Source organism: Bradyrhizobium forestalis, from assembly GCF_002795245.1.
GTDB classification, from domain to species: domain Bacteria; phylum Pseudomonadota; class Alphaproteobacteria; order Rhizobiales; family Xanthobacteraceae; genus Bradyrhizobium; species Bradyrhizobium forestalis.
The window spans coordinates 14,957-34,698 of record NZ_PGVG01000057.1; the positions used below are offsets into that span (position 1 = coordinate 14,957).

Consider the following 19,742-nt stretch of genomic DNA (forward strand, 5'->3'; position numbering starts at 1 on the left):
AACTTCTCACGCATCAATTCGTGAATTGGCGTGATCAATTCGATTTACTCGGCGGCTTCCGTTGCCGGCTCCTTGGCCACCTTCTCCTTCTTCGGACGCGGGCCCTTGGTGGGCTTGGCGCCGTCCGTCAGGATCTCGCTGATGCGCAGCACGGTGATCTCGTCGCGGTAGCCGCGCTTGCGGCGCGAGTTCTTGCGGCGGCGCTTCTTGAACGCGATGACCTTGGGGCCGCGCTTGTGATCGAGCACCTCGACCGCGACGGACGCACCTGCGACCGTCGGCACGCCCAGCACCGGCGTATCACCGCCGACCACCAGAACTTCATTCAGCTGCACGATCGAGCCGACTTCGCCTTCGATCTTGCCTACTTCCAAGACATCATCCGGCACGACGCGGTATTGCTTGCCGCCGGTTTTGATGACTGCGAACATCGTTTTTTTCCTTCGTGTTCAATCCCGGCCTCGCGACAGTTTGTCCGGGCCGGCTTTTTGTCAGTCGCTACGGGTTTATGCGAGTCTGCGCGGGCGGGAGTTATCCCCTTGAAAGCCCAGGCAAAAACAAGCGGCGCGAGAAACGCCCCGCGCCGGCTGTGGGACTTATAGCCGCCGGCAGCGGAGAGTCAAGGAAAACCGCCAAAAAGGGCCCGGATTTGAAGGATTTGGGCCATTTCCAATGCGCTCGCGGAATCTGCCGCCGCCGTGCAACCAACGGGTTCCCTCCCCGTTGTGTCCTCGCAAATCGGAACGCGGGCAAGGGCTATCATGGCTACAGACGAGTTGGTCAAGACAACGGGTATCGCCCAGCACGGGGCGAGCCGCCTGCCGTCGGTCGATGTCGACAGCGTCAACATCGAGATCAAGGACGACGACGGTTTTCTCGGCGACCGCGCCAGCAAGGCTGCGTTTCGCGAGATCCTCGAGGAATGGCGCAAGCCGCTGCGCAAGAGCGGCGAGGATCCGTTCGGTGATGAGCCGTCCGACAAGATCAGCAAGAAGACCCTTGATGCCGTTCTGGTCGGCGACGACACCGAGGCGACGGCCGTCGTGCACAGCGCGATCGAGGAGTTCGCGCAGGAGCTCGCCTACGTCACGCAGCGGTTTCTCAAGTCCAAGGCCTGGGCCAAGACCGAGTGCATCGTGGTTGGGGGCGGCTTTCGTGCCAGCCGGCTCGGGGAAATTGCCATTGCCCGGGCCGAGATCATCCTCAAGTCGGAAGGCTTCAAGGTCGACCTGGTGCCGATCCGCTTCGATCCGGATGATGCCGGCTTGATCGGAGCCCTGCATCTCGCGCCGTCCTGGATTTTCGAGGCCTATGACAGCATCCTCGCCGTCGACATCGGCGGAACGAATATCCGTTGCGGGATCGTGGAGACGCGCTGGAAGAAGGCGCCCGATCTGTCCAAGGCGGTCGTGTTCAAATCCGATCTGTGGCGCCACGCTGATGACGAGCCGAGCCGCGAGGCCGCGGTGAAGCAGCTGGTCAAGATGCTGCTGGGCCTCATTGAGGACGCCGAAGCCGAAGGCTTCAAGCTCGCGCCCTTCATCGGCATCGCCTGTCCCGGCGTGATCGACGCGGACGGCTCGATCGAGAAGGGCGCACAGAATCTCCCCGGCAATTGGGAGAGCAGCAAGTTCAACCTGCCGGCGAGCCTGATCGAGGCCATCCCCGAGATCGGCGAGCACGATACCGCGATCGTGATGCACAATGACGGCGTGGTTCAGGGCCTTTCGGAGGTGCCGTTCATGCAGCATGTCCAGCGCTGGGGCGTGCTGACGATCGGCACCGGGCTCGGCAACGCGCGCTTCACCAACCGCCGCAAGGAGAACGGTAACGGCAAAGGCCGGGATTCTACGGAGAATGGGAAGAAAAAGGGTAAGGACAGCAAGGAGTAACCTTGACCGGTTAGGTTAAGGACCGGTTTGCGTTGCGGCGCGCAAGCCGCACGCTACGGTCGAATCGTCGCTTCCACTCGGCCGGCGAAGCCGCCCTTCCCGGCCAGTATTTCAATGAGCGGCACGGGACCGCCAGTGTTTACCGCGTCTGGCGGTCCCACCCCGTTTTTCCAAAACATGCGATGAGCCCCAACGCTCGCCCCGACGGCGGTGCGTTCCCTCCCCCCTTGCGGGGGAGGGCCAGGGAGGGGGGTAGCCCAGCAAATGGTGCCGATGGTGTGCCTGCTCCGTCAGGCTCCCCCCACGCTTCAGCTCCACCCCACGCGCTGAAAGAACGCCGCGATCTCGCGTCCCGCGCGATCCGGATCTTCCCGATGCGGGAAGTGGCCGACATCCGGAAACATCGCCAGATCGAGTTCGCTGAAGGTTTCGCCCAGCCGATCGGTCCACGCATACGGAAACAGCGGATCGTGCGCGGCCCAGCGCACGCAGGTCGGCACATTGATCGGCGGAAGCTGTGGCGCTTCGCCTTTCATCATCGCGAGACGCCCGGCATGGGAGGCGCGATAATGCGCAAAGCCGCCGGCGAGGTTGCCGTCTTTAAAGAAATTGTCGGCGAAAGCGTCGAGGACGTCGTCGAAAGCGTTTGTCCGGTGTGCCCAGCCTTTGAGGAAATGGCTGATATAGAGCCGGCAGGTCTCCCGGCTCGCACCGACGAGCGCAGGCGCCATCTCCATCTGATGGAAGGACTGGTACCAGATGTGGTTGAGCCTATCAGGGGCGGCCATGCGCGGCCCGATCCCGGGATAGACGAAATCGAAGAAGAAAAGCCCGGTGAGCCGCCTCGCGGCCTGCCGGGCCAGGGGCTGCATCACGGCACCCCCGACGTCATGGCCGACCACGCCGAATCGGTCGATGCCGAGCCCGTCCATCAGCGCCAGCATGTCCGCCGCATGGCCGTCCGGCCCGTAAGGGCCATCGGGCTTGTCGCTGTCGCCGAAGCCGCGCAGATCGGGCGCGACAAGCGTGAAGCGGTCCGAAAGACGCGCCATCACCGGCTCCCAGGTCAGCCAGAATTCCGGCCAGCCATGCAGCAAGAGCAGCGGTTTGCCCTTTCCTGCGCGAACCAGGTGGAAATCGGCGCCATTGGCGGAGATCGTCAGGTGCTCCATGCCGGTTCCTTTCGTGGCAGAAGCGTTTTCGAGCGAAGTGGCCCCCGGTTCGCGTCAAGAAAACGCGTCAAAACAAGAATCCAGAGCTCCGTTCCGACTTCATCGGAGCAAAGCCCCAGGCCAAGTGGGACGACAAGGGCTGAAAGAGGCTGCGGATTTTCCCCTTTCGCGCCTTGTCTGGCCCGCCATCCTCGCCTATTAACGCCCCCAACCACAGGGGCCGCAGCTCCTATATGGCGCCTTCAGGAGAGGTGGCAGAGTGGTTGAATGCACCGCACTCGAAATGCGGCATAGGTGCAAGCCTATCGGGGGTTCGAATCCCTCCCTCTCCGCCATGTTTCGAATCCCTCTCCGAAGTGGCTTGAAGCACCGCCATCCCCGCCGACTCAGGCCGCTCTGATGCTTTAGTCGTACTGGTGCTGTGATCAGGGCGCGCCGCTGGATGTCCGTCAGGTTCGTAGTTACAATCGGTGATACATAAGGCGTCTCCTCGCACGCAGCGCTTGGAATGCCGTACGCGATGGGGGATCCGCCACGGGGATGGACAAGCGGGGGCTAAGCGAGCGCGATATTTGCACCAAGTTCATCACGCCAGCCCTCCGTGAGGCGGGCTGGGACGAGATGCTGCAAATCCGCGAGGAGGTCGGCTTCACCAAAGGCCGGATTATCGTGCGCGGCAAGCTGGTCACGCGGGGCAGGGCCAAGCGTGCAGACTATATCCTCTACTTCAAACCCAACATCCCAATCGCGCTAATCGAGGCCAAGGACAACAATCACAGTGTTGGACACGGTATCCAGCAGGGCCTCGACTACGCGGCGACCCTCGATATTCCCTTCGTATTTTCCTCGAACGGCGACGGCTTCGTTTTTCACGACCGAACCGGCCGCAGCACCCCGGTCGAGGCGAATCTCGCGCTCAATGCTTTCCCGTCGCCGGCCGATTTGTGGGCGCGTTACCGCGCGTGGAAGGGCCTCGACGCGGAAGCCGAACAGATCGTTCTTCAGGACTATTTCGACGACGGCAGCGGCAAGGCGCCGCGTTACTATCAGGTGAACGCCGTCAACGCCGCGATCGAAGCGATCGCCAAGGGTCGTGACCGCGTGCTGCTGGTCATGGCGACCGGCACCGGCAAGACGTACACCGCGTTTCAGATCATCTGGCGTCTGTGGAAGGCCGGCCGCAAGAAGCGCATCCTGTTCCTTGCTGACCGCAATGTGCTGATCGACCAGACGATGGTGAACGACTTCCGGCCCTTTGGACCGGCGATGGCGAAGCTTTCGACCAAATGCCAAGACCATTGAGAAGCAGGATGGCACGAAGGAAGACCTGACCCTGGCGCTCGACAAGAAGCGGCGCATCGACACCGCTTTCGAGATCTATCTCGGGCTTTATCAGGCGATCACTGGCCCGGAGGAACGCCAGAAGATCTACCGCGAGTTCTCGCCCGGGTTCTTTGACCTGATCGTGATCGACGAATGCCACCGCGGCAGCGCGGCGGACGATTCTGCCTGGCGCGAAATTCTCGATCATTTCTCGGGCGCCACGCAAATCGGCCTCACTGCCACGCCGAAGGAAACTGCATATGTCTCCAATACGGATTACTTCGGCCCGCCGGTCTTCACCTATTCGCTGAAACAAGGGATCAGCGACGGCTTTCTCGCGCCTTACAAGGTCATCAAGGTTCACATCGATCGCGATGTCGAAGGCTATCGGCCGGAGCTCGGACAACTCGATCGTGCCGGCAACGAGGTCGAGGACCGCATCTACAATGCCAGGGACTTCGACCGGAACATCGTGCTCGATGATCGCACCCTGCTGACGGCAAAAAAGGTAACGGAATTTCTGAAGGAAAGCGGCGATCGCTTCCAGAAAACGATCGTCTTCTGCGTCGATGAAGAGCACGCGGCACGGATGCGGCAGGCGCTTGTTAATGAGAACGCCGATCTCGTCGCTGAAAATCAGCGCTATGTCATGCGCATCACCGGCAGCGACAAGGAAGGGCAGGATCAGCTCGGCAATTTCATCGATCCGGAATCGAGATATCCCGTTCTGGTCACAACATCGCGGCTTCTCTCGACAGGCGTCGATGCGCAGACCTGCCGGCTAATCGTGCTCGATCGCGCGGTGGGCTCGATGACCGAGTTCAAGCAGATCGTTGGGCGCGGCACCCGCGTCCACGAGGATACCAAGAAGTTCTATTTCACGCTGATCGATTTCCGCGGAGCGACGGATCATTTTGCCGACCCTGATTTCGATGGCGAGCCAGTGCAGATCTATGAGCCGGGTGAAGACGATCCAATCGCGCCGCCCGACGACTCTGACGACATCGATGACAATGACCAATCATCCTACGGGGCGGATGATGCCGAAGAAACCATTATTGATCAGCCAGCCTTGCATGTTCTGCCCGGGGATCGCGCGCAGAAGATCTATGTCGATGGCGTCGGCGCTCGCATTGTGGCTGAACGCGTCGAATATCTCGATGAAAACGGCAAGCTTGTCACCGAGTCGCTGCGCGATTTCACCAAGGCGGCTCTCAAGAAGCACTACGCAAGCCTCGACGAGTTCCTCAGGCGCTGGAAGGCGGCCGAGCGCAAGCAAGCAATCATTGAGGAACTGGAAGCCGAGGGTCTCGCGCTTGAGGTTGTCGCCGACGAACTCGGCAAGAATCTTGATCCTTTCGACCTGATCTGTCACGTGGCTTTCGACAGGAAGCCGCTGACGCGTCGAGAACGAGCCGACAACGTCAAGAAGCGCGACGTGTTCAGCAAATATGGCGGGCAGGCCCGTGCCGTGCTCGACGCCCTATTGGCGAAATATGCGGACGAAGGCGTGCTCAATCTTGACGATGCCAACATCTTGCGTATTCCACCGCTCAGCACGTTGGGCACCCCCTTTGAACTGATCAAGGCATTCGGCGACCGCCATGGATTCGAGCGCGCCGTGCATGAATTGCAATCCTCTCTCTACCAGGAAGTCATCTGACCATGTCCGTCCGTACCACCGTCAAATCTATCCAGGACATCATGCGCCAGGATGCAGGCGTTGACGGCGATGCCCAACGCATCAGCCAGTTGTGCTGGATGTTCTTTCTCAAGATCATTGACGATCAGGACCAGGAACTCGAAGTCACTCAGGACGGCTACCGCTCGCCGATTCCCAGAAAGTACCAGTGGCGCGCGTGGGCGGCAGACCCTGAGGGGATTACCGGCGAAGAGCTGCTCGCGTTCGTCAACGGAGATATGTTTCCGGCGCTGAAAGGCCTCGCAGTTTCGAGCAAGTCCGGCGACCGTCGACGCGTAGTCAAGGACGTTTTCGAAGATGCGTACAACTACATGAAATCCGGCCAGCTCATGCGGCAGGTCGTCAACAAGATCAACGACGTCGATTTCAACAACCTGACAGAAAGGCAGCATTTCGGCGACATCTACGAGCAGATTCTGAACGACCTGCAATCGGCAGGCAACGCCGGCGAATATTATACGCCGCGCGCCGTCACTGCTTTCATGGCCGATCGCATCGATCCGCATCCCGGCGAAATTCTGTTCGATCCCGCCTGCGGAACCGGCGGCTTTCTGACCTGCGCCATCCGCCACATGGAGAAGAACTACGTCAAGACGCCCAAGCAGCGAGAAAAGATGCAAGCTGCATTGCGCGCGGTTGAGAAGAAGCAGCTCCCGCACATGCTCTGTGTCACCAACATGCTGTTGCACGGCATTGAGGACCCGAGCTTCGTGCGTCACGACAACACGCTGGCCCGCCCGTTGATTTCCTGGGGTAAGGACGAGCGGGTGGACATTGTCCTTACCAACCCTCCCTTCGGAGGTCGTGAGGAGGATGGCATCGAGAACAACTTCCCGACCTTCCGCACCAAAGAGACGGCTGACCTGTTCCTCGCATTGATCGTGCGCTTGCTCAAGCCAGACGGTCGCGCTGCTGTGGTGTTGCCGGATGGCACCCTGTTCGGCGAGGGCATTAAGACGCGGCTCAAGGAGCATCTGATGGAGGAATGTAATCTGCACACCATCGTTCGCCTGCCTAACTCTGTGTTCAAGCCATATGCTTCGATCGGGACAAATCTGTTGTTCTTCGAAAAGGGCGCGCCGACAAAAGACATCTGGTTTTATGAGCACCGAGTGCCCGAAGGGCAGAAAGCTTACTCGATGACCAAGCCGATCCGACTGGAGCATTTTCAAGGCTGCATCGAATGGTGGGGGGGCAACGAACGGAAGGGGCGCAAGGAGACCCCGCAGGCTTGGCGCGTCACCGCGGATGAGGTTATGGCACGCGGTTACGATCTCGACATCAAGAACCCTCACACGAAAGCTGACGATCACGGCGACCCGGAGACTCTATTGGCCGCCCTTGCTGCCGCCGAAAGCGAGGCAGATTCCTTGCGCAACAAGTTGAAGGCGATCCTTGCAGAGGCGCTCGCCCGATGAACGCAGACCGACTGCTGGCACATTACGAGCGGATCGCCGATGCGCCCGACGCAGTTGCCCGTCTGCGTCGCTTCATTCTCGATCTTGCCGTGCGCGGTAAGCTCGTGTTGCAAGACCCGAGCGACGAGCCGGCGGTGGAGTTGCTGAAACAGATTGCGAAGGAAAAGGCACGGCTGGTGAAGGCAGGGGAGATCAAGTCCCCGAGGCCAATCCCGGCTCTTTCCGAAATACCGTTTCTAATCCCCCCTAGCTGGCGGTGGTCTCAGCTCGCCGAGATTGGGATTTTGAGTCCCCGTAACGAAGCGCCTGATGCGCTTCAAGCTTCCTTTGTGTCGATGCCGATGATCGCCGCAGAGTACGGGGTTGCTAATGAGCACGAGGTTCGCCCGTGGGGCGAAATCAAAAAAGGCTATACGCATTTTGCTGAGGGTGATATCGGCCTTGCCAAAATCACGCCGTGTTTCGAGAACGGCAAATCGGCTGTATTTCGACACCTCACAGGGGGCATTGGTAGCGGGACAACGGAGTTGCATATCGTTCGCCCGCTATTCGTCGATCAAGACTACATCCTGCTCTTCCTCAAGAGCCCGCATTTCATCGAAAGCGGCATCCCAAGAATGACCGGAACCGCTGGCCAGAAGCGAGTGCCGAGCGGGTATTTCGCGCATTCTCCGTTTCCCCTCCCGCCGCTTGCGGAGCAGCATCGTATAGTTGCCAAAGTTGATGAACTAATGGGGCTGTGCGACCAGCTGGAGGCAGCGCGGTCCGTCCGCGAGCGGGCGCGCGATCGGCTGGTGTCGGCGAGTCTTTTCCGCCTCAACGCTCCCAGTCCCGAAACCTTCCAGGCCGACGCCCGCTTCGCCCTCGACGCGCTACCTGCCCTTATCGCCCGTCCCGACCACATCAAAGCTTTGCGCCAGACAATCCTCAACCTTGCCGTGCGCGGCAAGCTCGTGCCTCAGGATGCGAAGGACGAGCCGGCCGATGAGTTATTACGGCGGATTGCGAAGGAGAAGGCGCGGCTACTGAACTTAGGCGAGATCAAGAAAGAGAAGCCGCTCAATCCGATTACAGTCGAGAATCAGCCGTTTGATCTTCCAAGAGGATGGTCTTGGGTGCGTCTTGATTCTCTTTCGCGGCTAATCACCAAAGGATCGTCCCCAAAGTGGCAGGGCGTCAACTATGTGAATGCTGATGACGGCATTCTTTTCATCACAAGCGAAAATGTTGGGAATTACAAGCTTAGGAAGCTGAACGACTTGAAGTTTGTCGAAAGACGCTTTCGTGACATCGAACCAAGATCGATGTTGAAGCAAGGCGATTTTCTGATGAATTTGGTTGGCGCTTCAATCGGGCGCACGGCGATCTATGATTTGGACTTAGAGGCGAACATCAATCAAGCGGTAGCTCTAATCCGCTTGGTCGAGATCTCACGCGGGCTGTTGGTGCCCTATCTCTTGCACTACTTCAATTCGCCGGCTGCGATCGACTTCATGCTTGGTTCGCGCGTTATCACCGCGCAACCGAACATGAGTCTAACGGATGCAAGGGAATTTCCAGTTCCCCTCCCACCCCTCACCGAACAGCGCCGAATTGTCGCGAAGTTGGATGAGTTAATGGCGCTGTGCGACCGGCTTGAGGCGAGCCTGGTCGCTACCGCCGCGACCCGCCGCTGCCTACTTGAAGCGCTACTAGCCGCAGCCTTGGCTCCAACGGAGGATCGCGAATTGCAGGCAGCGGAATGATAACATTATGCGCCTGTTTTGCCCGACGATGCAAATGAGGTGCGACAGGCCGCTTCTCTGGCGACGCGCCCGAACGGTGAACGCAAACCAGACAGCGTTTCGCCTATCGCCCGAAAAAGCGTCGATGGGCCTGACACTGCTCCGCGCGCATCGCTCTCCAAATTTGCTCGCCAAGCCACCCAACTCGGGCCCCGCGTAACCCATTGATCTTGCAGCCGCCGGCTACTGTGCATGGGGTTGTTTTCGCGTTTTTTGTTGTCCCATGGCAGAAAGCCTAGGTTTGAATCGTCGCGGCACCCCGGCTGACCTCTCCAGATCAGCCGCCCCTCCACCAATCGAGACCAACATGCAATCTACCGCCACCGGCTGGGGCAATGGCCTCCTCGGCGTCATCATCTTCAGCGGCTCGCTGCCGGCGACGCGGGTTGCGGTCGGCGGCTTCTCGGCGCTGTTCCTGACGTCCGCGCGCGCCGTGATCGCCGCGCTGCTGGGCGCTGCGTTGCTCGGCCTGCTCCGGCAGGCGCGGCCGGCGCGGGAGGATCTCGCCTCGCTCACCATCGTCGCCATCGGCGTCGTGGTCGGCTTCCCCCTGCTGACCGCGCTCGCGCTCCAGCACATCACCTCGGCGCATTCGATCGTCTTCATCGGCCTGTTGCCGCTGTCGACCGCGATCTTCGGCGTGCTGCGCGGCGGCGAGCGGCCGCAGCCGCTGTTCTGGCTGTTCGCTAGTATCGGCAGCGCCACGGTGGCCGGCTTTGCCCTCTCTGGCGACGGCTCGGCGTCGCTCACCGGCGATCTCTTGATGGTGGCCGCGATCGTGCTGTGTGGCCTCGGCTATGCCGAAGGCGCCGCGCTGTCGCGCCGCCTCGGCGGCTGGCAGGTGATCTCCTGGGCGCTGTTGCTCGCGCTGCCGTTGATGCTGGCGCTCGCAATTTGGACGTGGCCGCCCGCCTGGAGCGGCGTCAGCATGCCCGCCTGGATCGGGCTCGCCTACGTCTCCGTCTTCAGCATGTTCGTCGGCTTCATCTTCTGGTACCGCGGGCTTGCGATCGGCGGCATCGCCCGTGTCGGCCAGTTGCAGCAGCTGCAGCCGTTCTTCGGGCTCGCGCTCGCAGGTCTTTTGCTGCACGAGCCCGTGGCCTGGAGCATGATCGCCGCGACCGCGCTCGTGGTCGCCTGCGTGTTCTTCGCGCGGCGGTTTGCGTGAGGCCGCACGCTTCCGTCCTGCCCATCGCCGTCCGCCTCAGTGCGTTTCTTCCTGCAAACCACTCCAAGCCATCGGCTTGCCGAACAGACGGCCCGCACGAGATCGAAGCCGGCCCGGTCGGTGGCAACGAGATGCGTGCCAGTCCCCCCATCTTCGGTCCAACGCGTGGCTTGCAAGTTCGGTCCTGAGCTTATGAGCTTGCTCGAGCGCTTCCTGCGGGGATCGAGGCGGTCGATACCGGCGCCATTGTCATGCGACCCGCAAAACCTTGATCTAGATCAACGTCTGTTCCGGCGCGGTGTCTCCCTTTACGAGGAGAGTCATCTCAGTGCATCGCCTGCCTTATTTCGCAATGACGGAGCGGACAAGGAAAGAACTGGCTGCCTGCCCCCGCCGGCAAGTTCGTTCTGATGCTGCGGTTGTATTGGCCGAACGAGAAGGGGCCTTCGATCATCAACGGCACCTGGTCTCCGCCGGCCGTCAGGAGGGTTGCGAGCAGCTGATCGCAAGGCGCAGCGGGGTGCCGCGGTGACAGCTCAGGGTCTGCAGGATCGGAGGAGGTCAGGATGAAGGTTGCGCTTCTGTCGGCGGCGCTCATGGCAGGGCAATTGGTCACGCCCGTTTCCGATCGCGTCCCCCATTTGAATGTGGAGGCACTGTGCAAGGCAACAGTGGCTGATGACAAGGCAAACGGTATCGTTCTGGGGCAGAGCCTCGAGAAATGCATGAGCGATGAAACCGACGCCCAGCAGCAGCTCGTCGCGCTTTGGTCGGCAAATGCCGGCCCTGTTCGCGACCGCTGCGAAGCCGAGGCCAGTTCGATCGCCGGGGCTCAGAGCTACGTCGATCTTCTCTCTTGTATTCAAGCCGCCGAATTGGCGAACCCTCGGCCCTCAGCGCCACTAAAGGGCGCAAGCAAGAATCGAAACGCGAAATAGCCTGGTCAAGATCTCAAGCGAAGGAGGACGTCATGCGACACGGAACCAAATTGTGGTTAGCCGGCGCCGTTGTTGTCTGCGCAGCCGTGAGCTCGGTGCAGTGGTCGGAAGCGGATGGGCTTTCATTCTCGATCCAGAGCGCGGAAGCCCGCGTCGGGCGGCCAGCGACGCCGGCGAGTGTCGCGGGCGTCGCGCGTCGAACGACCCGTCGTGCCGTGGTCGGTGGAGCCGCCGTAGGTGCAGCAGCCGCAGGAGCCGCCGTTGCGGCGCCAACCTGCGCGCGCGTGCTGGTCAATGGCGTCTGGGTCTGCCGCTAGGCGATCTGCCCTCCCTTGCGAGGCAGGGCGATCGCATATGGCTTGCACGATGCTGCTGCATCGGCAGTGGGCTCCCTCCCCCGCTTGCGGGGGAGGGTTGGGGAGAGGGTGTCTCCGCGTTGGTGTTGTCGAGAATCTGCCGAGTTTGTCCCTGCGCGGCGAGAGCCCTCACCCGCCGCGCTCGGGCCGATGCTTCGCATCGCCCGGGGCGCGTCGGCCTCTCCCGCAAGCGGGAGAGGCGGAGCAAGCCCGCGGACAGCCCCCGTGAAAGCATATGCGATAGCCCTGCCTTGCGAGGGGATCGCCGCGACCGCGCTCGTCTCCGTCGCGTGGTGGCTTGCGTGAGGCCTGTCGCCTCACGCCTGCCCCATCACCGTCCGCGTCAGCGCGCTTCTTGCAAACTTCTTCAGCGGCATCGGCTTGCCGAACAGAAAGCCCTGCACGAGGTCGAAGCCGAGCTCGTTGGCGGCGACGAGGTCGGCGCGGCTCTCGACTCCTTGCGCCACGGCGCGCGCGCCAAAGCTCTGGGCCAGCTCGACGATATGACGGCACACCGTGCGCTTGAGCCGGTCATTGCCGCTGCCGGTGACGAATTGCCGGTCGGCCTTCAGCCTGACGAAGGGAATCTTGTCGAGGCCCATCAGCGCCGGCCAGTCGGCGCCGAGATTGTCGACCGCCAAGCCGATGTTGTGCAGGCCCACCTCGCGCGCGACCTCGGTCAGGTGGTCGAGATCGCGGGTCGCCTCCTGGCTGTCGATCTCGACCGTCAACCCGCCGAAGGCCGGATGCGTCGGCACGCGGCGGCAGAGATCGCGCACGGCCTGCGGCTCCCTGAGATAGGAGGCGGGAAGATTGATCGACAGATCGACCGGGCTTTGCTGCTCCAGCAGATAGTGCCAGTCCTGCACGGCGCGATCGATCACGAACTCCGACAGCTCACGAAAATGCGGATCGTGCGGTTCCGGGATGAAATAGGCCGGCGGCACCACACCCCAGGTCGGATGCCTCATTCGCACCAGCGCCTCGGCGCCGCTGCGGACCAGCGTGCGCGCGTCGATCTTGGGCTGGTACCACAGCTCGAGCCAGCCGGCATGCAGGGCCTCGCCGACATGGACGGCCGGGCTCGGTGCCGGCTCCTCCGGCAGCAGCATCGCAACACGCTCGCGCAGCGTCTCCGCGGCAAAGGGCGTGGTGAGCGGCGGCAGCATCGCAAGGCCATATTCCTCACCGACCTGCCGCACGGCCTTGACGATGATCGACTCGCGGGCGCCGACGGCGAGGACCTGGCCGGCAAATGCCTCGCGCACCAAGATTTCGAGGAATCGTCCCGGCTCGATGCCATCGGCGGCGACGCCGAGCAGGATCAGGTCCGGCAATTCGGTGGCGAGCACGGTCCGCAGCTCGTCGGCGTTGGCACATTCGCAGGTGACGAAGCCGAGATCCTCGAGCACCTCGCTGAGAAAGGCGCGCAAGTGACGCTTGCTGTCGGCCACGCAGGCGCGCGGCGTCACCTTTCGCCGTCCGAAGGTCACAGGCCTCCGGCCGACGAGTTCAGTCATCCCATCGTTCATCGTACACCACTCCCGTTCCGTGACGGTTTCTTAAACGCCGAGCGTGGGTTCAAATAAGGAGAGCTTCACATCGTTCTTGAATAATTTGAGTAACGTTAAGCCCTGCAATTCGAGCTAATTTGTCGACAGATTCGTCGACAAGAATTCGCATACCCAAGCACCACACGCGCAACGACGGTTGCGGCGCTGACGTCGTCACCATCGTCGTCGACGTGAGCGCCAGCGCGCCTGCAAGCAACGCCGCCATCGTCGATCGCGTAGCGCCGAGCTCATCCGCGAACTCCCGCAGCTCTTGCCGTGCATCGGAGCGACAGCTGGATGCGACGAGCGCGCCTTCCCGCGATGCGCGCATAATCCGCTTTCTCTCGTGACGGCTCTGCGACAACGGGTCCGGGCCGGCAGCCGTGAATGTGAAGTGCATCACACGCGCATTGCTGCAGCTGCGCTATTGCTCCGCATAGGCGGTGGAGGGCTGTCGAGGACTACAGCTATGTCGATGCGGCGAATGATATCTTGGTGGTTCAGATTCGTGCTGTCAGGGCGATTCATGGATCGCTTCCTGTGCCTGCCGCGTTAGCCGAGCGCAACGTGTCGCTTCGCGACCGAATCCCGATCTAGTCTTGCCCGATCAGTTTGCGCAACGCCGCCGCACCGTCCTGCATCGCGTCGCGTCCCTTCCAGGCCAGATAAGTCAGCTTGCCGCTGAGCGTGTCGTGGCTGCGCAGCCGCCGCGATCCGAGGATGTGGCCGACATTGTCGGGGAAGCGGCTCACCTCGGCGGACACCAGCGCCGCGATCGCGTCCATCAATTGCTGGAGGCGGACGCCCCAGTCGCAATGCTCGATGTCGTCGATGCGCACCTGGAGCGCATATTCGGTCTCATAGATTTCGGCGAGCAGGTCGCGGGCGACCAGCACGCGGTTGTGCCGAAGTGCGATCCGAAGCGCGAGGCGCTTGTCGTCGAGCCGGTCGAGGACCATGGGAACGACGCAGGCATAGGGCGTGGCGGCAACGTCCGCGGCGGCCTTGCTCGCAGCGGCCTTGGTGGCGAGCCGCATCAATTGCCAGGACGTCTTCAGGCGTCGCGCCACCAGCGCCAGCGCGAACGGCAGCGCCTGGGGATGGGTCCTCTTGAAGGCGTCGAGCTGCGCGCTGATCTGGGCGACCTGACCGTCGTCGAATTTCGCGATCTTCTCAGGCAGCTTCTCGTTGAACTTCGGGAGTGCATCGCCGGCGCGCAACACATGAAGCATCTTCACGACGTCGTCGAAGGCGGTGCGCGAGGCCGTGTATTGTGCAAGCTTGGCGCGCGCAGATTCGGCGCTCTCGGACGAGGTGAGGGTGCTCTCGAGGACCTTGACGACCTTGATCTGGAAGGTCGACGCGATCTTCTGCACTTCCTTCGGGTTGTTGGCCGCGACCTGGTCGTTGATCGCCTTGATGTAGTCGCGCGCCATGGTCGGCAGCAGGTCGCGGCAGATCCACTCCCAGATCGGGGTGAGGGTGTTGCGCGAGATCCGCCCCATGTTGGCATGCTCGGGCGCGCCGTCGATCAGCAGCAGCTCCAGCGGCGCGAAGAAATAGCGCGAAGGGTTGGTGGCGCGCGCCTGGGTCGATCCGTCCTTGCGGAACTCGGCGCGCAGGCGGGACTGGATGTCGGCCGAACCCGGCATGTCGATGCCGCACAGCTCGAGCCGTTCGAGCTCGCTGAGCAGACAGCTGCGCGACAGCGGCGTCAGCCTCTGCAGGAATTCCGACAGCCGATCGATCTCGTTCATGGCACGCAATCTTTCGCAGCGTGTCCCGCGGGCTGGCGGGCCCAATGCGTGGAGGCATTTGCGCGCTCTCAACCCCCCTAGAGAAGCAAGTCGCCGTTAATTATTCCGTAAAACCCGCGGGGCGTCGGAGAAGGGCGGCGGCCAAGGAGCTCCGCATGTCGCCCGAGATTTCGGGAGAAAACTCAACCCTTGCATGGTCGGGTGCTGCGTCGCGCAAGCACAAATTGTGCCGAAGCCGCGATTTTTACGCAAAATGGTCTAAATTACCGTAGTCTTACGGAGCAAAAAGTTAACCACAGACCGGCCCCGGTTCCGCTAAATGAGTGACATGGGGTCACAGAATGATACGGCCACCGATTCGCGGCCGTCGGAATGGCACGAAGGCAGCGCTGCTTCAGCCGAAGAGCCCGATTTCGTCCGCCTGAGCGCCGTCCGCGCCAAGGCGGCCGACGAAATGGCCGCTGCCATCGCCCGCGAGCTCAACGGCCCCCTGACTGCGCTCCTGCTCTACATGGGCGAGATCAAGCATCACAGCGACCAGCTCGCGCCCGTTTCGAGCGATCGTGCCTATTTGCAGCGGGTGGTGGAGAACGCGCTGGCACAGACCGAGCGCGTTTGCGGCCTGGTCAAGCAGCTGGCCGGCCCTCACAAGGGTGGCTTGCCGATCCCGTCCAGCACCGAGGAGGCAGAATCGAAGGCTGCTCGCGTGCTGCAACCGCAGCGCGTGCCGAGCGCCGAGCTCCTCGGCCCGTCCGGCCAGAAGCGGCTGACCAAGCGCGAGCGCGAGGTGCTGAGGCTGATCAGCGAAGGCTACTCGAACAAGCAGGGCGCGCTTCGCATGCAGATCAGTCCGCGCACGTTCGAGAGCCACCGGGCCGAGGCGATGCGCAAGCTCGGCGCGCGCAACACCGCCGACCTCGTCCGTGCGGCGCTGCTGCATTCGATCGACTAGAGCAAGATCCGGAAAAGTGTGCAGCGGTTTTCCCTCGCGACAAATGCGGGACGCGTTTGCGCGGAGATCATGCGCAAACAATAACCTGGAGCGCCACGATTCATCCCGATCTCATCGCGCTTTAAGGCCGGCCTGTTGCGCCGCCGGCAGGCGGTGCGACCGAGGCCCGAGACATCTCTCGAGCAGTTTGGAAACCGGTCGCGCTCAGAAATAGTCTTCGGCGAACGGACGTGCGCGCGAGGCGGGACGCAGCGGCTTGATCTCTTCCTTCGGCGCATTCGGAATGATCGTGATGGTCCAGCGGGGAGGCATGCTCGATTCCTGCGCCAGCACCGAACGCACGAAGCCGGTCACGGTCGACTCGCCAGCCTTCACTGTCGCCATCCGTCCGTTGAACTGTGCGATGCGGAAGCGACGAACCTCCTTCTGGTCTGCGGTCTCGTAGGTGAACATGGAAAACCCTCCTGGTTTTCCGGGACTATCGCCATCTATGATTAGCCATCTCTAAAAATCCCAAACCGTAGAAGTACGGCGGGTTTCGCGCGGCCTTTGCTACCGCTGGGGGTATTCGGGCTGGCGAGCGCGCAGCATATGAGAGCGCCAATTTAGACCTGCGGCTCCTGCGCGCGCGCGGCGGCATAGGCGGCATCCATCAGGTCCAGGAGAACGCGGAGTTCGGCCTCGCCAAGGCCCTCCGCGGTGTTCTCCAGCCGCAACGCCAGCGCTGCGAGCCTGACATAGCCGAACGTTCCGGCCGCGCTCTTCAGCGAATGCGCTTCGCGCGCGATCCTGGCGTGGTGCTGCGCAGGCGAGAGCGAGCGGAACAGTTGCAGGCGCGCGCCGGTCTCGCTCCAGAACACATCGCGCACTTCACAGGCACCGTCCTCGCCGATCTCGCGCACCAGCGCTTCGTACGCGCGCGGTTCGCGCGCGGGTTCGGCATCGAGCGCCGCCTGCGCTGGCGCGACGGTTACGTCAAACATGGCCTTGCCTGCCTTGATCACGGCTCGTTGTCGCGCGGCACCTGCCGACGCGAGGCTTGCCCCGTGTCTACGGCATTCGAATTTCAGTTCCGGTAGCAGGATGCCCGGTGTTTGCAGGCCGGCATTAGCCGGCGGTTTACCAAGCGACCGCGGCGATCAGCGCGGGCCGAGCAGGCGGTCGTACTGAGCCTTCACGGTGGCGTAGCATTCGCACGCCGTCTGGCGCAGGCCGTCGAGGTTGGTGATCTGGATGTGTCCGCGGCTGTAGTGGATGAAATTGGCCTGCTGCAAGGAGTTGGCGACCAGCGACACGCTATTGCGCCGCGCCCCGATCATCTGCGCCATGGTCTCCTGGGTCAGCAGCAGCCGGGAGTCGCCCGATAGATCATGAGTGTGCAACAGGCACCGCGACAGCCGCGACTCCACCGGGTGGGCGGCATTGCAGCCCGCGGTCTGCTGCACCTGGGCGTAGACCGCCAACCCATGGCGCGTGAGCAACGTGCGCACTGTGCTGCTCTGGTCGGCGGCGATCCGCAGCCGGTCCAGATCCATCACAGAGGCGACGCCGGGCACCAGCACAATAGCGGTGTTCAATGCACACGCATCGCCCATGATCGAAAGCGTCCCGAGCAGGCTGTCGCGGCCGATCATGGCCACTTGCACATGCTCGCCCTTGGCCAGCTCCACCACCAGCGAGATGACGCCGCGGTGGGGAAAATAGGCGCGCTTGAGCGTCTCGCCGGTCTCGACCAGCACGGCGTCATGGGGCAGATCGACCGTTCGCAGGTGCGGGCGGATCAATTCATAATCGTCTGCTGACAGTGCAGACAGGAAACCGTTGGATGGACGCACCATCGTTTCCAAAGCTGCCTCCCCCGTTCCCTCCCCCGAATCGCGGCGCAAAATCGCGTCCTGCGCGGGTAAGTTGCATCATGTTCACGCTGGGATATATTGGCAATTGGGACAAGTTGTCCGTCCTTGGCGATTGGTCTGCGACGCTGGGTGCACGTCGGCATACAGGAATTGTGCTGTGCTCCCGTCACGGCACGGCTCCCATCAGGCGCAGGTTGTGGGCCTTCACCGCCGAATAGCAACCGCAGGACGTCGTCGCCAACGCCATGCGGGAAGTAGACGTATCGCAGCGCAGAGCCGATCTTGCTCAAGACAGATCTCCTGACCATTTCGATTGTCGCGAGATACGGACGCAGCAGATCGAAATCCGCAGCGTCGAGCAGCTGCAGCAGGTGATTGGGCGGGTGGCCGCTCGCGGTCATGCAGGTCAATCCGGCGGGTTCGATCGACGATCGGCGCGGCGCCCGTTCGTCATTCAGTTGCACGGCGAACAAAGTCTAATCTAAAGGTTGTGGCGTCGTCCATATACCCGTTGGAGGGCAGACACGGTGTCTCATTTGCGGCGGAATTAAGTGCGCGCTGATTCGCTCTTGAGCGGGCGCGTATCCTGCAAGGGCATGCAGGGAGAAGCGGTAAGGGGGGCCTTCATGAGCCGGAAGCATTGCATCCGTGCTGCCATCGGACGCCAGTTGACCCGCGCCGCCTCGTTCGTTGGACGAGTGCTCATAGCTATCCGGCATTGCTCTGAACCTTGGCGCCCGATGACCGCGGACCCTATTTCCGTCGTCTCCGTTTTCCTCGTCCCGCCAATGACGTTTGCGATCATCCCTCTCTTGATTGAAAACAAAGGAGAACGGCGTGCCCCACGGTTCAATTATTGAATCGCCGAAACGTGAAGCTCATGCGGGGACCGAAAGTTTGCGCCATATTCTTGTCGTCGACGATGACCCGATGGTTTGCATGGCCATCGAGATCTATCTCCAGCGCAACAATTTTCGGGTGACGATCGCCGAGGGAGGTGAAGCCGGACTGCGCGCCCTCGAGCACGAACAGTTCGATCTGATGATCATCGATATATTCATGCCGCACATGCGCGGGTTCGAATCGATCCGGATCTTCCACGACGGGGCACCCGCCGTTCCGCTGATCGCGATGTCCGGCTACGCTTTTGCAAATCTGAATTCGCCCGCACCTGATTTCCTCCGGATGGCGCTGGAGCTCGGCGCCGCGCGCTGTCTGCGCAAGCCGTTCACGCCGCACGCGCTGCTCGTCGCCATCAACGATTGCCTGGCAGAGCATCGCCCCGACGGCGACATTGCCTCGGTCGCCCGGCTCGGTTAGCGCGGCGCGAGCCGCTTGGGCCGCAGAGTAACCGTTCGTTTACCTCGAGCGCGGACCGCGCAGATCGCGGCAGCACCGCAAACCGCGGATCACGAGGGCGCCGCCGGTTGCGGGCGGCTCGGTCCAACGCGCTGCACGCCATCCCTATCGTTCTTCACGAGCAGGACTTTCCCGCGCGACTCGCCCCGCTGTTATCGGCCCGTTTACCTCGCACGTCGCCTCCGCTGCGACGCGGAGCTGGGCTTGCCGAGAAGCGCTGCAGCATGCCGTCGAACCGCAAACTTCTCTTCAATATCCGTAGTAGCACGGAGGATGAAATTAACGGGACTGTGAAAGGGGATGTCTAACGATCCAGGATAGGGCGTCCGTCCGTGCCAGGGGTCGCTCAGGCGTCGGGTTTAGGTCCAGGTCAGTAAGGCGTAGCTCATGGATGATCTGTTGCGGGAGTTTTTGACGGAGACCAGCGAGAGCCTGGACACCGTGGACAATCAGCTGGTGAAGTTCGAGCAGGAGCCGAACAACGCCAAGATCCTGGATAACATCTTCCGCCT

Annotated in this window: 16 protein-coding genes, 1 tRNA gene and 2 pseudogenes; 11 read left to right on the forward strand and 8 right to left on the reverse strand. The window is 62.0% G+C overall.

Going from position 1 to position 19,742, the window contains the following annotated elements; all coding sequences use genetic code 11:
* Positions 1–44: 44 nt before the first annotated feature.
* The gene (gene rplU / locus CVM73_RS35630; RefSeq protein ID WP_100236419.1) at positions 45–431 is read right to left on the reverse strand and encodes a 50S ribosomal protein L21; all 387 of its coding nucleotides are present in this window, start codon (positions 429–431) and stop codon (positions 45–47) included.
* Between the two features lie 330 nt (positions 432–761).
* Here rplU and CVM73_RS35635 point away from each other — a divergent pair, with 330 nt between their 5' ends.
* Positions 762–1,892 (forward strand): ROK family protein, encoded by a 1,131-nt coding sequence (locus CVM73_RS35635; RefSeq protein WP_100236420.1) that lies wholly within the window; start codon positions 762–764, stop codon positions 1,890–1,892.
* Between the two features lie 308 nt (positions 1,893–2,200).
* On the opposite strand, the gene CVM73_RS35640 is transcribed toward CVM73_RS35635, so the two are convergent.
* The gene (locus tag CVM73_RS35640) at positions 2,201–3,064 is read right to left on the reverse strand and encodes an alpha/beta fold hydrolase (protein WP_100236421.1); all 864 of its coding nucleotides are present in this window, start codon (positions 3,062–3,064) and stop codon (positions 2,201–2,203) included.
* A 245-nt stretch (positions 3,065–3,309) separates the two neighbouring features.
* Between CVM73_RS35640 and CVM73_RS35650 the strand changes: the two genes are divergently transcribed.
* The 8 genes and pseudogenes from CVM73_RS35650 (at position 3,310) to CVM73_RS35680 (ending at position 11,714) form a co-directional block, all read left to right on the forward strand.
* A tRNA-Ser gene (locus CVM73_RS35650) sits at positions 3,310–3,399 on the forward strand.
* 205 nt (positions 3,400–3,604) lie between these two features.
* Positions 3,605–6,050: pseudogene (gene hsdR / locus CVM73_RS41575) on the forward strand (EcoAI/FtnUII family type I restriction enzme subunit R).
* A 2-nt stretch (positions 6,051–6,052) separates the two neighbouring features.
* Positions 6,053–7,507, forward strand: a complete 1,455-nt coding sequence (locus CVM73_RS35660) for an N-6 DNA methylase (protein ID WP_100236423.1) — start codon at positions 6,053–6,055, stop codon at positions 7,505–7,507.
* Positions 7,504–9,252, forward strand: a complete 1,749-nt coding sequence (locus CVM73_RS35665; RefSeq protein WP_100236424.1) for a restriction endonuclease subunit S — start codon at positions 7,504–7,506, stop codon at positions 9,250–9,252. The genes CVM73_RS35660 and CVM73_RS35665 overlap by 4 nt, the downstream gene beginning before the upstream one ends.
* A 346-nt stretch (positions 9,253–9,598) precedes the next feature.
* Positions 9,599–10,459 carry a DMT family transporter gene (locus CVM73_RS35670; protein WP_100236425.1) on the forward strand — a complete coding sequence of 287 codons (861 nt, stop codon included), beginning with the start codon at positions 9,599–9,601 and terminating at the stop codon, positions 10,457–10,459.
* Positions 10,460–10,816: 357 nt separating this feature from the next.
* Positions 10,817–10,962: pseudogene (locus CVM73_RS39495) on the forward strand (DUF1214 domain-containing protein); the annotation flags it as partial.
* Between the two features lie 63 nt (positions 10,963–11,025).
* Entirely contained in the window at positions 11,026–11,397 is a 372-nt protein-coding gene (locus CVM73_RS35675) for a hypothetical protein (RefSeq protein WP_100236426.1), read from the forward strand.
* A gap of 32 nt (positions 11,398–11,429) precedes the next feature.
* A complete protein-coding gene (locus CVM73_RS35680; protein ID WP_100236427.1) occupies positions 11,430–11,714 on the forward strand; it encodes a hypothetical protein in 285 nt (94 codons plus the stop codon).
* A gap of 356 nt (positions 11,715–12,070) precedes the next feature.
* Here the strand turns inward: CVM73_RS35680 and CVM73_RS35685 are convergent, their stop codons facing one another.
* From CVM73_RS35685 to CVM73_RS35695, 3 genes are all read right to left on the reverse strand, one after another.
* A complete protein-coding gene (locus CVM73_RS35685; RefSeq protein ID WP_100236428.1) occupies positions 12,071–13,285 on the reverse strand; it encodes an EAL domain-containing response regulator in 1,215 nt (404 codons plus the stop codon).
* Between the two features lie 49 nt (positions 13,286–13,334).
* The gene (locus tag CVM73_RS35690) at positions 13,335–13,706 is read right to left on the reverse strand and encodes a hypothetical protein (RefSeq protein ID WP_100236429.1); all 372 of its coding nucleotides are present in this window, start codon (positions 13,704–13,706) and stop codon (positions 13,335–13,337) included.
* 193 nt (positions 13,707–13,899) lie between these two features.
* Positions 13,900–15,063 carry a hypothetical protein gene (locus tag CVM73_RS35695; protein WP_100236430.1) on the reverse strand — a complete coding sequence of 388 codons (1,164 nt, stop codon included), beginning with the start codon at positions 15,061–15,063 and terminating at the stop codon, positions 13,900–13,902.
* Positions 15,064–15,391: 328 nt separating this feature from the next.
* Between CVM73_RS35695 and CVM73_RS35700 the strand changes: the two genes are divergently transcribed.
* Entirely contained in the window at positions 15,392–16,015 is a 624-nt protein-coding gene (locus CVM73_RS35700; protein WP_100236431.1) for a helix-turn-helix domain-containing protein, read from the forward strand.
* Between the two features lie 204 nt (positions 16,016–16,219).
* On the opposite strand, the gene CVM73_RS35705 is transcribed toward CVM73_RS35700, so the two are convergent.
* The 3 genes from CVM73_RS35705 to CVM73_RS35715 all read right to left on the reverse strand — a co-directional run bounded on the left by CVM73_RS35705 (position 16,220) and on the right by CVM73_RS35715 (position 17,853).
* Entirely contained in the window at positions 16,220–16,468 is a 249-nt protein-coding gene (locus tag CVM73_RS35705) for a hypothetical protein (RefSeq protein ID WP_100236432.1), read from the reverse strand.
* 152 nt (positions 16,469–16,620) lie between these two features.
* Complete coding sequence (locus CVM73_RS35710) at positions 16,621–16,998, reverse strand: Hpt domain-containing protein (protein ID WP_167407241.1); 378 nt, start codon at positions 16,996–16,998, stop codon at positions 16,621–16,623.
* A gap of 156 nt (positions 16,999–17,154) precedes the next feature.
* Positions 17,155–17,853 carry a Crp/Fnr family transcriptional regulator gene (locus tag CVM73_RS35715; RefSeq protein ID WP_208639285.1) on the reverse strand — a complete coding sequence of 233 codons (699 nt, stop codon included), beginning with the start codon at positions 17,851–17,853 and terminating at the stop codon, positions 17,155–17,157.
* A gap of 855 nt (positions 17,854–18,708) precedes the next feature.
* Between CVM73_RS35715 and CVM73_RS35725 the strand changes: the two genes are divergently transcribed.
* On the forward strand, positions 18,709–19,191 hold the full coding sequence (locus tag CVM73_RS35725) for a response regulator (RefSeq protein ID WP_100236437.1): 483 nt from the start codon (positions 18,709–18,711) through the stop codon (positions 19,189–19,191).
* The last annotated feature ends 551 nt before the right edge of the window (positions 19,192–19,742 follow it).